This window comes from Streptomyces sp. CB00316 (genome assembly GCF_001905595.1).
Taxonomy (GTDB): Bacteria; Actinomycetota; Actinomycetes; order Streptomycetales; family Streptomycetaceae; genus Streptomyces.
In genome coordinates, this window is the sequence record NZ_LIXI01000006.1 from 292,875 (window position 1) to 306,131 (window position 13,257).

13 protein-coding genes and 1 pseudogene are annotated in these 13,257 nt (G+C 68.6%); 9 read left to right on the plus strand and 5 right to left on the minus strand.

Annotated elements, in window-relative coordinates:
* Positions 1–92: 92 nt before the first annotated feature.
* Genes AMK21_RS19605 through AMK21_RS36905 form a run of 6 tightly spaced genes read left to right on the plus strand, consistent with a single transcriptional unit; the run spans position 93 to position 5,271 of the window.
* Complete coding sequence (locus AMK21_RS19605; protein WP_073879642.1) at positions 93–866, plus strand: hypothetical protein; 774 nt, start codon at positions 93–95, stop codon at positions 864–866.
* A complete protein-coding gene (locus AMK21_RS19610) occupies positions 863–1,570 on the plus strand; it encodes a hypothetical protein (protein ID WP_073879644.1) in 708 nt (235 codons plus the stop codon). Before AMK21_RS19605 ends, AMK21_RS19610 begins: the two co-directional genes overlap by 4 nt.
* Positions 1,567–2,826, plus strand: coding sequence for an MFS transporter (locus tag AMK21_RS19615; RefSeq protein ID WP_234421982.1), 1,260 nt, complete (start codon positions 1,567–1,569; stop codon positions 2,824–2,826). Before AMK21_RS19610 ends, AMK21_RS19615 begins: the two co-directional genes overlap by 4 nt.
* 19 nt (positions 2,827–2,845) lie before the next feature.
* A complete protein-coding gene (locus AMK21_RS19620; RefSeq protein ID WP_234421983.1) occupies positions 2,846–3,805 on the plus strand; it encodes a hypothetical protein in 960 nt (319 codons plus the stop codon).
* Positions 3,795–4,967, plus strand: coding sequence for an insulinase family protein (locus tag AMK21_RS35460; protein WP_073879650.1), 1,173 nt, complete (start codon positions 3,795–3,797; stop codon positions 4,965–4,967). The genes AMK21_RS19620 and AMK21_RS35460 overlap by 11 nt, the downstream gene beginning before the upstream one ends.
* Before the next feature lie 16 nt (positions 4,968–4,983).
* A complete protein-coding gene (locus AMK21_RS36905; protein WP_324613911.1) occupies positions 4,984–5,271 on the plus strand; it encodes an alpha/beta hydrolase in 288 nt (95 codons plus the stop codon).
* 342 nt (positions 5,272–5,613) lie between these two features.
* Here the strand turns inward: AMK21_RS36905 and AMK21_RS19635 are convergent.
* Positions 5,614–5,712: pseudogene (locus tag AMK21_RS19635) on the minus strand (DUF4287 domain-containing protein); the annotation flags it as partial.
* A 101-nt stretch (positions 5,713–5,813) separates the two neighbouring features.
* Between AMK21_RS19635 and AMK21_RS34880 the strand changes: the two are divergent.
* Together AMK21_RS34880 and AMK21_RS19645 are read left to right on the plus strand one after the other, a co-directional pair.
* Complete coding sequence (locus tag AMK21_RS34880) at positions 5,814–6,410, plus strand: hypothetical protein (RefSeq protein ID WP_143194871.1); 597 nt, start codon at positions 5,814–5,816, stop codon at positions 6,408–6,410.
* Entirely contained in the window at positions 6,389–6,691 is a 303-nt protein-coding gene (locus AMK21_RS19645) for a hypothetical protein (protein ID WP_143194872.1), read from the plus strand. The genes AMK21_RS34880 and AMK21_RS19645 overlap by 22 nt, the downstream gene beginning before the upstream one ends.
* A gap of 676 nt (positions 6,692–7,367) precedes the next feature.
* Here AMK21_RS19645 and AMK21_RS19650 read toward each other — a convergent pair.
* Both AMK21_RS19650 and AMK21_RS19655 read right to left on the minus strand, forming a co-directional pair.
* Entirely contained in the window at positions 7,368–9,017 is a 1,650-nt protein-coding gene (locus AMK21_RS19650; protein ID WP_073879658.1) for an alpha/beta hydrolase, read from the minus strand.
* A gap of 96 nt (positions 9,018–9,113) precedes the next feature.
* Positions 9,114–10,031 (minus strand): aminoglycoside phosphotransferase family protein, encoded by a 918-nt coding sequence (locus AMK21_RS19655; protein ID WP_234421984.1) that lies wholly within the window; start codon positions 10,029–10,031, stop codon positions 9,114–9,116.
* 9 nt (positions 10,032–10,040) lie between these two features.
* Between AMK21_RS19655 and AMK21_RS34380 the strand changes: the two genes are divergently transcribed.
* Positions 10,041–10,238, plus strand: coding sequence for a hypothetical protein (locus tag AMK21_RS34380; RefSeq protein WP_199863237.1), 198 nt, complete (start codon positions 10,041–10,043; stop codon positions 10,236–10,238).
* Positions 10,239–10,250: 12 nt separating this feature from the next.
* Here the strand turns inward: AMK21_RS34380 and AMK21_RS19660 are convergent, their stop codons facing one another.
* The gene (locus AMK21_RS19660; protein WP_079181208.1) at positions 10,251–11,129 is read right to left on the minus strand and encodes an adhesin; all 879 of its coding nucleotides are present in this window, start codon (positions 11,127–11,129) and stop codon (positions 10,251–10,253) included.
* A gap of 221 nt (positions 11,130–11,350) precedes the next feature.
* Positions 11,351–13,249: a hypothetical protein gene (locus AMK21_RS19665; RefSeq protein ID WP_073879664.1), complete on the minus strand. Its 1,899-nt coding sequence runs from the start codon at positions 13,247–13,249 to the stop codon at positions 11,351–11,353.
* Between the last annotated feature and the right edge of the window lie 8 nt (positions 13,250–13,257).

Here is a 13,257-nt window from a genome sequence, read left to right on the forward strand (position 1 = left end):
GACCTGGAGCTAAGAAGGCATCTGGTCTCTTGCCGGCACCCGGCCCTATACAGGGCCGGGTGCCCTTCGACTGTCTAGGGAGGGCTCGGGCATTGGCTGCCGACACTCATTATCTTGCCGAGGCCGACGAGTTGCACACGGCTGCTGCACAGGCAGTCCGCAAGTACGGCCCGTCGTCACAAGCCGTAGTCTTCCTCAAGTATGAGGAGCTGATCCGACTGTGGCACGCGCACTTGACCATCGGGCCCACCCATGACCTGTGCGACCGGCTGGCCCGTACCGCTGAGGACATCCGCACCGCCTATGCGCGGCAGCTGACAGTTCGCCATGATCACCCCACTCGTTTGGTGCAAAGCGACCCGCTGATCATCGAGTTCGATCGCGGCGTGTTCCAGGACCGCTACGGTGTGGCAGCCGCCACGGCGGTCAAGCAGACGTGGCATGTCCGTTCCGCCGAGATTCCGGCCGACTTCGTCACGGGCGCGCCGCACATGTTCGTGATCGACGATGAGGGACGCCTGCTCATATGGCGACGCCGGTTCAACCTCCGTGAACTCATTTTCGGGCGCGCGAAGTCGCACGTCGACGGTGTCCCCGTGGCCCACCCCATGCTCGTGCCGGACCGGCTACGTGTACGTGCGGCAGGCGAGATCGTGCTGATCGGCGCGCCACAGGTGCACGCGGTGGTGGCGAACACCAAGTCCGGCCACTTCCGTCCGCCGCCCTCAACGGGCGCCGTCGTGCGGGAGGTGTGCGCTGAATTGTTCGACGTACCGACTCATCGAGTCGATGTTTTCACCCTGGGGGGCCTCTCCGACCAGGGGTACGCGAACTCGACCCATCGACTTGTGGAGGCTACGTCATGACGGACCTAAAGCGCATTCTGCGGATACCGCGAGTCGGCGTGGAGCACGAATACCGGTGGGTGGTGCCGGCGCCCTCACTGGCCGACACCGCTGCACGCGACAAACTGCGCGGCCAACTGATCGAGATCTCTGGATTGCGCCTTGCGGATCAGGCATCGATCCTGCAACACACACTGTGCTTCGACGACAGGGAATGGTCGTTGTCGATGGCCAACTGCTCCCTGACTGCTCTGGTCAACAGGGGCCAGGGCCCGTCCTGGCTGGTGGCGAAGGAGACCATCCAGTGGGTGGACGGGCGCCGCGATGTGTTGGAGATGTCCGAATACATTCCAGATGCGAAGACCCTCTCAAGTGCGGACGCGCTCGCTGGAAGGCCCGGGCAGCACTTGTCGCGCAGGGTGCCCAAGGCAGGGGAGATGCGGGTCTTCGGGTATCTCTCCCAACGGCGCACCAAGGCGGCCTTGCTTACCGACCAACAGGCGACCGTCGGACTCACCTGCGATGCAGTCGAACTGCGGGATGCCGCGTCGCGGCTGGTGGACACGTTTGCAGTGGTGGAAGTGGAAGCGAATCAGGCGAGCCGACTGGACTTGGACGAGCTAGCCGGCGTCGCCGAGCGGTTCTCCGCGCACTTTGGGTGTCCCCCTGCACAAACAACGAAACCTCAGTTCGCCGCTACCCGGCTTGGTTGGAGCCGATCTTGACTCCCAAAGCCCCGGCGGCCACGGCCGACGTTCCGGTTCAGGCAGGATTCAACCCATGGCAGAAGTGGCGCATCCTGTTCCTCGCGAACGCATGCTCGCTGCTCGGCAACTACACTCAGAATCTCGCACTACCGCTATGGGTGCTGTCGGTGACCGGGTCCTATACGGCCACCGGCATCACCTTTGCCGTTGGCACCCTGCCAGTGGTCCTCTGCGCGCCAATTGCAGGACGGATCGTCGACCGGTACGACCGACTGCACGTGTTCATCACCTGCGAGGTACTCTCCGCGCTGCTGGTTCTGATCTTGGTTGTGGGGGTACGTGCAGAGAATCTCGCCGTCGTATACGTCATCTCGGCTCTTCTCAAGGCAGTCGGGAGCGCGTCGGTTCCCGCAGTACAGGCGATGCTCAAGGAACGACTTTCCGCCGAAGAAGCCCGCCCGGTAATCGCCAAGTTCGAGGTGGTCTTCGGTGCCACCATGAGCCTTGGACCGCTGATCGGCGCCGCGCTCTCGACGGGGATAGGTATCGAAGCGGCGTTGTGGGTCAACCTCGCATCGTTCGTCGTTTCCGGGCTCCTTGCGATGTTGCTGCGGCCGTCAGCAGCCAAAATCAAGAAGAGTCGATTGGCGCGGTCCGGCGACGACCGGCCACAGACACGACTGGAACCTGTGCGCTTGCGTAGCATCGCACCACAACTACGCCGCGTGGCGCTTGCCGAAGCGTCGTACTTCCTCTTCCTCGGCTCTGAAGTAGTCATTGCCCTGGCGGTTTTCCAGCAGACGCTGGGCGTTGCCGCGGCGGCCGTGTATCAGACACTGACGGGCATCGGCTGGATTGTCGGGTCATACCTGGTCGTTCGCAGGTTCAACCGGCAGCCACTCATCATTTGGATGGGAGCCGTGGTGTCCATCGTGGCAGCTGTCGCGTTGGTGCTCAGCGGCCGATCCTGGAGCTGGGCTGCGGTAGTCGTGGTCGGCATTCTCGGCGGAGCTGGCAATGTGATGATCGCTGGAGCAGCGACCGTGGTCTATCAAGCGTTGACGTCCAATGACGCCATCGGTCGGGTTTTCGCGTTGCGTCGCGCAATGCTGAACTTACTCATGACGGCGTCCTACGTCGCCATCCCGTTCATCGGGGATCTGACCAATCATCCTGCACCAGTCCTGTTGGTTGCGGGTGCATTGAATCTCATAACCACCACGCTGCTATTGCTGCCGCACTACAGAGCGAGCATGGATGGCAAGAGTGACTAGCTTGGTGTCTCTAGGGCGAGTGATCGCCACACCACCCGTTCCCTCCGTGGTGCGGTGGATCCCGTGGGGCACGGCTACCGAGCCGCCGGCCGCACCCGGGCTGACGGCCTTGACCTGCGCCGCTCTCTTCGGTGTCGACGCGTACCGGGTGGGTCTTCACTGCTCGGCGGTAAGAATGCCTTCAAGAACCACCCGAGATCTGCTGAACCAACGGCTGAGCAAGGTTGATCTTGGCGCCCTCCGGCGCACGCTCATCACGCGGCGGGCCCACCGAACGAACGATCGCGGCCGGCTGGTCCAGCGCGCACTTCATCTGGTGGCCTGGGGCGATGCCTGCGTGGACGCGCTGCCCAGCGCGGCCGCAGCAGCTGCCATCACCGACCAGCAGATCGTCGAGCATGCTCACGACGTCACGGAACTCATCCACACTGAAGCACATCCGGGCGAATGGCTGGATGCGCTCGCCTGGCGGGGTGGCCTGTACTACGGCGCCCGCGACCTGCAACGACTTGCCATAGGAGTGCAGTTGCCCTGGCCCGACGGGATCGGCGGAGCGGAGTCCGCGCTGATCGCTGCGACATATCTGGGACGCGTGGGTGCTCCTGGCAGCCTTGTCCAAACGCTCGCGCACCGCAAGGTGCCGTACTACGCGGCAGCTGCGATGCCTGTCCAGGAGCACGGCACCGCCTGCCTCAGCATCGGCCTCAGTACCGTTGCCGACCACGTGGTCACGCTCCTCGAAGCCGTGCGAGACGAACTGCGCCACATCCGAGACTTCGGGATCCCCGACACGCGTGTGCCCTACCTGCGGGCAAGCGCCACGCTCTATGAGGCGATCCACCCGTCGGAAGATTCCTTTCAGGATTGGGCAGAAGAACCTGCCGGACCCGTCGGCCTGTCTGCTCCAGCCGTCGCCGTGGTCGGCCGACTGCCCGAAGCGACCGTTACCCAATTGCGCGAGGCCGTTCGTGAATGGTGAGATCTTTCAATTGCCGGGCGAGGGCGGCAGCGCGATTGTCGTGCATCGGCCGGGTTCTCCGACGACTTCCGTGATCGCCACCTATGCGCTCGGATTCGGCCACGATCCCACGGACGCGCCAGGCGTGGCTCACTTGTACGAGCACCTGTATCTGGCGACACTGCGCGCGATCATGACAGCGCCGATCGTGGCACAGGCTCAGACCCACGCGGACACGATGAGTGTCTCGGCAACGGTGCTTGCCGAGGCGGACCGCGAGCTGGTCACGGCGCTGACCACCACCCCCCAGATGCTGGCTGAAGGGACGATCGATGATGACGTCCGGCTGCGGGAATGCCGTGCAATCGATGTCGAACTATCCGAGTGGTTCGGAAATCCGCTGCTCGTTGCCGGCCACAAGCTCGCGGCGCTGGCCACTCGGCGGCCTCAGCCGGCCCGTTTCGACGAGTGCCGCATTGGAACGAGTTCGACCATAGCAACGCAGGACCTGCAAACACATGCAGCCCTGCAAGGTGCTGCCTTTCCTGAGCGGATCGTGATCGTGAGTCCGAGGCCGGCGGAGGAGTGGCTGCTCCTGGCGCAAGTGATGAGACCGCCCGCCTCGGCCGTTGTTCCAGCCACTTCTCACATCGGATGCGGACGTCTCGGATCAAGAGGCGGCGTGCCCGGTGCCGACAGCCGGGTCTACATCGGCATCCCGCTCCACCTGAGTAACCCGGAGAAAGCCGAGGCCGTACAGCTCGCCGCTCAAATGTTGCTGCATGGGCAAGGCCCGCTTGCCGAAGTCGGCGACCGTGTCGGGGTTCGCTTCCGAGGCGGCTCCGTCGTTCCTACTGCCGGTTGTGTTGTGGTCACCGGCAGCTGGGTCATAGAGAACTCCCGGCAGCGGGAAGCGATAGGTGTCGCAGTGAGCCAACTCAGGGGGCAAATCTCACCGGCCCTCATCACAGCGCAGGCATCACTTGTACCGGAGCGACGCTGCGCCGTCGCAGCCACGTCAGCGACGTTGGCCACTGCGATCGACGATTGGCAGTCCGGATACGGCATCAGTCCGACTGCTGTCGGCACGCCCAGCGTTGACGAGATCGACTACATCATGTGCGCCGGTTGGAAGCGGTCGGTGCTCGTCGGAGCCCACCCCGCCCGCAGTGGGCCGTTCTGATCCCCGCATTCGGGACGTGTCCCGGGCCGCGTACGTCGCGGATACCGTCGCCGTACTCGAACAGCTCGGCCTCCAGCAACCCGTCCTGGTAGGCCAGTCGCTGGGCGGTCACACCGCTATGCTCGCCGCGGCCGCGCACCCCGGCCTCTTGCATGCGCTCGTCCTAGTGGAGGCCGGGCGGGGCGGGCCGAACCGTAATGTTCAGGCGGAGATCGGGGGGTGGATCGATTCCTGGCCCGGTCCGTTCCCGTCGCGGGAGGCTGCCGTCGAGTTCTTCGGCGACGGTCCTGTCAGCGAGGGCTAGGCGGTCAGCCTGGCGGAAGTGGAACGCAACGGGGACTGGTAGCCACGCTTCGACTGCGACGTGATGTACGGGTCGCTGGCGAAACTGCCCAGCGGTCCTTCTGGAACGAATGGTCGGAGGTGACCTGCCCGACCCTGGCCATACTCGGCCAGTCCGGCATCATCCCCCGAAGAGATCGACGAGATGCTCCGGCGACGCCCAGAGACCGTGGCCTTGACTATCCCTGGGACGGGACACGACGTTCACCTGGAGCAACCGGCCGCCCTGTGGCACGTCCTCCGTGACCCCCCTTCGAGGAGTCACCTGACCTGTCACCAGCCGGGCGACCCGATCACGTTCCGCTCACTGGCCGCTGCTCTCGGCAAGCGTGTACGCAACCAGGGCGTTGGCATGGCCGTGTCCCAGGCCGTGCTCGGACTTGAGCCAGGAGACAAGCTCCATTTACTTGGTCATCGGGGAACAAGTTCAGTTACTCCCCCGGCCACCGGCGGACGAGCCCGCTATGGTGACGCCGCAACAGCCCATCGGCCGGGGGAAGAACCATGATGATCTGGGTTTCAGAGGCAGTGCTGACGGACTTCCAACAGAACCTCGTCATCGCCCTCGCGGGGGCGATCGTCGGTGTTCTCGGCGCCATGGCGATCGAGCGCATGAAGTCTCGCCGGGAGGCCACCAAGCGGCTCTCCTGGGACGCCGATACCCGCACAGCCGTCATCTCCACAGATGAGGCGATACGACCCCTGCTCCAGCTCTCGTACAACGGCGTCACCGTCGACGACCTCAGCTCCGTCGAGTTCCGCGTGGAGAACACCGGCAACCGCGTAGTGCAACAGCAACAGCTGCGCTTCCGGTTCCCCGAGGGCACCCAAGTCCTGGAAGCAGCTGTTTCCTCCCGGCCCGAGCAAGAACTGGGTGTGGCCAGGTGCCCGGAGCGCGAGGAGTCAACCGGGAGGCCGTGTTCACCATTGGCCACCTCGAACGCGGCCAAGTCGTTGCCTTCCGGATCCTCGCTTCAGGTCGGGATGCCGGCAACTGGGAGGTCATACCTCACAACGCAGGCGGGGACGTCGGCTTCCATGAGCGCTCCGCCGAGCGCAGAAGGGACGACCGGGAACACGTGCCCGCTTTCCTCTCCCTGACGTTCCTGCTCTTCAGCATCCCGCCCCTCTTCGCCTTCTTCGGGGACATCGGCGAAGTCGCTGCGTTGATCGTCAGCATCGCTTTCCTCGCCAGCATCGCGCCCCACCTCACCCCCACGGCGCGCGCCCTGCGGGACTTCCTCACGCGACCCCCGTCAGGGTCCGCGATCACCATCAGCCACGCCCAGTCATGTGTCCTCGCGTTCGGGGACACTGCGCATATCAGCGACGTTTCCTTCGTTCCCAACCAGCCAACCGCTGGACCCACTGATCCGGCGTGACCCCTCCCCGTAGTGCGAAACGGCGCGAGCCCTGACCTGTCGCTCAGGGCCGCTGAACACGAGAGCCAAGGTCGGCAGGCTCGAAGTGCGTGCGCGATGCGTGAGCGGACGGGGCGGCAGCAGTCGTCACATGCACGACGGAACAGCGTGCCGCGTGGCGCTGATCAGGCAGAACAGCACCACGCGGCACGGTCTGGAACCGCCCGGCAAGGATCCAATCCCACTCCTAAAGCGGGTGTCGCAGGTTCGAATCCTGCCGGGGGCACAACGCATTACCGCCCTGACCTGGGGATTCTCCCTCAGGGAGGGGTTCTGTTCGGCCTCGGACTTCTCGTCCGGGGCCGTTTGCGAGAGAGCCAGCACCGATAGGCGCCGGCAGACCCGCAGGGGCTGCGTCCGTCCGGGAGAACCCCTGCGCCGAGGCCGCCCGAAACCGACGAATTCTGCGCGGACCGTGCCCTCGGGTCGCCACCCGACGGAACGGTCCGCGCGCTCGTTCCCCTGGCGCCGGACAAAGCCGCCATCCAGGTCAGAGGTCCTTCCGTCACCGCGCCAACGGCGACTGGGAGTTCGTCACCGGTGGCCGGGGGGGCTGGAGGGGGCTGGAAGGGCTGGCCTCCAGGATTACGGCATCGAGGTGGAGTAGTCCCCTACTTCACGGAGGTGGAGTAGGGGACTACTTCACGCACGTCTCGTCCTTCCCCGGCAGCCTGCCCGTCTCCAGGTACCGGTTGACCTTGGTGTCCACGCACGCGTTCCCGTACTCCCCGTACAGCGCGTGCCGGTTGGCACCCTTGAGGGTGAGGAGCCGGGAGCTGGGGAGCTGGTCGTGGAGGGCGACGCTGCCCCGGTACGTGGTGCGCGGGTCGCCGGTGGCGGCGACGATCAGGGCCGGGGCATCGTGACGTATGCGGGTGGGGTTCTCGCGTGGGGCGTCCCAGAACGCGCACGGGCCGATGTTCTCGGTGAGCGGGCCGAACAGCGGGTGGGCGGCGCGGGCACGTTCGATGTCGCGCCAGTAGAGCTCGGGGTCCCGTGGTGCCGGCCCGTCGCCGCAGAGGATCGCCATCTGGACACTGCCGGAAGGCGAGCCCTCGCCGGTCAGCGCGAAGCGCAGTTGCTCGCTGAACCCCTTGGAGAGGGGCACCTGTTGGCCCTTGGCCGCCTTGGACAGTACGGAGACCTGCTCGGCCAGGGACGCCCGGGACGCGTCGGTGTCGTCGGCCACGCCCATGAAGAGGAGCGTCGGTATGTGGGTGTCGTCGACCCGGAAGGTGTCCGGCGCGGTGCCGACCGTCAGGGGGCCGCGCCCCGCCCTCACCATCACACGGTCGATGGTGGCCAGCACGGCGGTAGGGGTGCGGCCCAGGCCGTACGTCGTGTGGCGGCCGGCAGCCCAGACGGCCCACGCCGAGAGTGCCTGCTCGTTCTCCCGTACCGCGCCCTTCAACAGCCGGGGACCGTAGGCGCGCGGGTCGATCCCTCCGTCCAGGACCACCCGGTCGTAGCGTCCGGGGAACATCTGCGTGTAGACCGTGCCCAGGTACGTACCGTACGAGTAGCCCAGGTAGGAGATCTTCCGCTCGCCCAGCGCGCCCCGGATCACGTCCATGTCGCGGGCGGTGTTGCGCGTGGTGACGTGCGGGAGGACCGAGGCGTTGGTGGCGCGGCACTTGGCGGCCAGGCTCTTGCTCAGGGCCACATGGCGGTCGAAGCCCGCCCGGCCCGCCCCGGCCGAGAACCAGGGGAAGCTGACGGGCCAGCCGCAGTCCAGCGGGGTGCTGCGGCCGACGAAGCGCGGGTCGAAGCCGATGATGTCGTAGCGGGCACCGGCCTTCTTCATCGCCGTGCGTATGACAGGCGGGGACTCCACCGCCGTGCCGCCGGGGCCGCCGTTGTTGAGGAGGATCGCGCCTATACGGCGGCGGGTGTCGGTGGCCTTCAGCCGGGACACCGCGACCGTGATCGTGCGGCCCCGAGGAGCGGCGTAGTCCAGCGGGACCGTGACGTTCGCGCACTGCACGCCCGCCTCGTCCAGGTCCCTGCCCGTCGCGTCGTCGGGGGACTGCGCGCACGTGCCCCAGGACAGGCGTTGGTCGTAGTAGCGGTCGAGTCCGTGGTGCGGCTGAGCCCCGGCCGCCGTCGTCTCGGCGGTGCGTGCCGCCGCTGCGGGGGGCGCCAGGGCTGGTGACGCGGGGGGCGCCAGGGTTGGTGAGGCGGGAGCGGCCAGGGCTGGTGAGGCGGTGAGGCCTACGGCGAGTGCGAGGCCTGCGGCCGCGGCGCTGCGGGCCGCTCGGCTGTGGGTGATCTTCTCTGCGTATCTCACACAACAGACGCTAGAAGTCACGGCGTTCGCACTCACTACGGCTGGCACCCCACTTCGCAGGGGGGCCAGCTCCTCCTCGGCCCACCCCCTGGCCGGTCACCCGGCCAGGAGCTCCCCGATCACCCACCACGCGTTCCGCGCCATCGCCGGGTTCGACTCCCGGTAGGCGGCGAGCTCCATCACCGCGATGGACAGCGCCCAGCCACGCCCCCGCTCCCAGCTCGCGTCGTCGGCCCCGACCGCCGTACGGAACGCCTCCCTGGCCCCGGCCGGCAGCAGGTACCAGGCGGCGATCAGGTCGACGGCGGGATCGGCCAGCCCCATGCAGGCGAAGTCGATCACTCCCGTGAGGCGGCCGTCCGCGACCAGGACGTTGCCCGGCTGGAGGTCCCCGTGCACCCAAACGGGCGCGCCCGTGAAGGCCGGGGCGGCCAGCGCCTTGTCCCAGGCGGCGGTGGCCGCCCCGGCGTCAAGGACGCCGTCCAGCCCGGCGATCACCTTGCGCGTCTCCGCGTCCCGGGAGGCCAGAAGTTCGCCGCGGTAGGCCGGCGGGCCGTCCACCGGGTCGATGCGGCGCAGCGCGAGAACGAACTCCGCCAGGTCCGCGGCGAAGAGCTCCGGCGCCCATGTGCCGTCACCGGGCAGCGGGTTCGTCCCCTCCAGCCATGTGCAGACCGACCAGGCCCAGGGGAAGCCCTCGGCCGGAGCCCCCTGAGCCAACGGCGCCGGGACCGGTACGGGCAGCTGCGCGGCCAGCCGGGGCAGCCAGAGGTGCTCCGTGGCGACGTCGGCCGCGCTGCCCTCCGTACGCGGCAGCCGTACCGCCTTGTCGTCGCCCAGGCGGTAGACCGCGTTCGCCGTCCCACTCGCGTCGACCGCCTCCACGGGCAGGTCCGCCCAGTGCGAGAACTGGGCAGCGATCAACGTGCGGACGAGTGTGGCGGAGTCGAGGAGCGTGGAGTCGAGGGTCACCCGGGGAGTGAACCAAGCGGTTCCGCGGCGGCACAAGGTCATTCCCGTCCTGTGCCCCGTGGCCGGTCCACCACTCCCGACCTGCGAAAGGCGGAGGGCCGATGGACCGTGGTCGAGGCCAACGCCGCCTGGGGCAGCGGATGTGACGACTCCGACCCCGGACGGGCCCTGGACACCGCGCTGCGCGCCGCCGGGGCGGCCGGCGAACCGGCCCCGCACGAGCCCGCCTTCATCCGGCGAAAACCGTGACCGCGAGGTCCCTCATTGGCACACCACTCTCATCTGCGCCGCCGCGTGGTGTGCCCCCACCCGGTCCGACGCGCCCCAGTCCCGGCCCCGGTCGATGAGCAGCACCGCGAACGCGTCGCCCTTGACCGGGTAGTTGCCCACCTCGACCGCGCTCCCCCGGTGCTGCGTCTGGCGCACCGCGAACCCGGTGTACGCGGAGTCCGCGTCGGCCGGGTCGGAGAGCACCCGGTAGACGGTCGGGTCGCCCGCCACGTCGCGGGCGCGCCCCTCCGGCACGAACACCGTCAGCGCGCACTCGCGGAAGCCCTCGCCGAGGTGCCAGGACCAGGTTGCGGTGGAGCCGCGGTCCTCTGTGGGGCTGCCCGACATCGGGACGGCGCTGAACCGGCCGTCACAGCCGCCGCCGGTGAATCCGCCCGAGGCGACCGCGTACCAGCCCGCCTCACCCCGCTCGAAGCGGCCGTACTCCCGGTACTCCCCCGCCGTGCAGCCCGGGCCCGCCCACTGCGTGAAGCGGCGGCCCCCCTCGTCCGGTGAGTCCGGGGAACCCGGGGAGGCCGGAGGATCCGGAACCTCCGGCGCTTCCGGCGCCTCCGAGGTCGGCTCCTCGGGCGTGGGCGCGGCGGGGGCGTCCTCCCCAGGGCCGATACGGGTGGGGGCCCCGCCCCCGATCCGGTCCGGCAGCGCGCCCGCCCGGCCCGCCGCGTCCGTACGGCTCGGGCCGCCGGCCACGTTCCCGCCGCCCGACAGGAGCAGCGCGGCCACCGTCGCCAGACCTCCGGCGGCCACCACGACTCCCGCCGCCAGTAAGGCTTTACGTCGTCGGGGCAGGGTCGAGACGCGGCCCGTCAGGGTCTCGTGCGCGACCCAGGAGCTCTCGCCGGCCGCCATCCGGGAACGGGCCGATCCGCAGCCGGGGCAGACCATCCCCGGCAGCGCGCCGCGTTGACCACCGCAGTGTTGGCACCTCATGACAGGACACCTTGCCAGGGCGGCGGCCCCAGAGGGAGGGCCCACGAACGATGGCCCGTACAGGGATCGGTTTAGAGCCGGGCGCAGAGTGCGTACAGCCGTCATTTCCGCAACGTCCTTGCACAAGAGCCCGGTTCAGCTCAGCTGAGCTCCTCCGGACACGGCGTCCCCGGCTGCAGCTGGTACGGCGCAGCCAGCCGGTACACCCCCGGCTTCGGCGCGAGGAGCTCGGTCCACTCGTCGCCGTACGGGCCCTCGTCCACGATCTTGTTCAGGCAGCCGTGGAGGTTGTCGAAGGTCTTGGGGGCCGTCTCGTCCTCCTGCGTCCGCAGCTTGGACTCCTCGGTCTCCTGCGGCCGCTCCACGCCCTTGCCCTGCTCGTCGACGACCGCGAGCCAGCGCGAGTGCGGGATCCGGATCAACACCCGGCCCGCCGACTCGACCCGGATCGTCAGCTCGTTCGCCCCCGCCTTCTCCACCGTGGCGGGCGGATCGGCGAGCGGGGTCGGCTCCAGGACCCGGTAGAGCTTCCAGTTCTCGTCGCTCCATATCTCGCGGAGGTAGGGGAGCCCCTTCCCCACGAGCTCCGTCTCCCGCTCCGCCCCGCCGTCCGGCCTGCCGGTGGGCAGCACCACGTAGTGGACCGCCCAGCGGTCCAGCCACTGGCGGTAGTTGACCGCGTCCAGGGTGTCGTCGTAGAAGAGCGGGTTGCGCTTCATGTCGGCCTGCCGGTTCCAGCCGCGGGCCAGGTTGTACGTGGCCAGCGCCGAGGCCTCCCGGTGGCTGCTCGCGGGGACCACCTCGACCCGGCCCCGCTCGGCCCCGACCTGCTGGAGCTGGTTGACCAGGGGAGCCAGAGAACGGGCCCAGGAGGCGTCGGGGGTGGTGCGGACGATGTCGTCGACGCCCTTGAAGCCGATCCAGAAGTTGAGCCCCGCGAACGCCAGGACCAGCGCGTACCAGCGGCGGCTGCGCGGCACCGTGTACGGCAGGGCCGCCAGCAGCACGATCCCGGCGAACAGCATCGCCATGCGGGTCACGTTCGACCCGATCTGCGAGTCGACGAAGTAGGTGAGCACGGTGCCGAAGCCGTAGACCGCGGCCGCCGTGCGGACCGTGCTCCAGTCGCGCGGTACGAGGACGAAGACGAGGACCGAGAAGAGGAACGGCAGCGACACCGTCCCCAGCGACATCGGCTGCGTACCGGAGAACGGGAAGAGGAGGGAGGACAGCGCCACCACGGCGACCGGGGCGAGCCCGATCGCGTACGCGCCGGGGCGCCGCTTGTGGAGGAAGAGCGCGGCCGCGACCACCCCGAGGAAGAGCCCGGCGACCGGGCTGGAGGCGGTGGCCAGTGCGGCGAGCGGAGCGGCGACGGCCGCCTTGGCCCACCGCTTGTACCGCCAGCGGTGGGGCCAGCAGAAGACGGCGGCGACGGCACCGACGGCGAACATCATGCCGAGCCCGAACGTCACCCGCCCCGACAGCGCGTTGCACAGGTAGGCGAAGACCCCGGCGAGCGAGCAGGCCAGCGGATTGCGCACGGCCCGGACCCGGACCAGGATCAGCGCGGTCAGCCCGGCCGAGACCGTCCCCACGAGCATCATCGTGGAGCGGACGCCGAGCACCGACATCAGATACGGCGAGACCACGCTGTACGAGACGGGGTGCATGCCCCCGTACCAGGCGAGGTTGTACGCGGTGCCCGGGTGCCGGCCCACGAACTCGGCCCAGGCGTCCTGCGCCGCGATGTCGCCGCCGCTGTTGGCGAAGAAGAGGAACCACAGGACGTGGGTGACGGCCGCGGCCGCCGTGGCGATGGTGACGGGGTGGCGCAGCAGCCGCCGGGCCGGGGGGACGGGCGGTTCGGAGGCGGCGGACTCCGGGAAGGGCTCCGGCGTCCCGGGCTCCGGCGTGCCCGGCTCAGGCCGCTCCGGCGTACGGGGGGAGGGCAGCAGGGCGCGCGGGGCGGCGCCGCCGGCGGTCTCTCCGGTGCTGCTGTCCGCCTCGCGGCCGGGTCTCGGCTCCGCGGTGGTCACTACGGCTC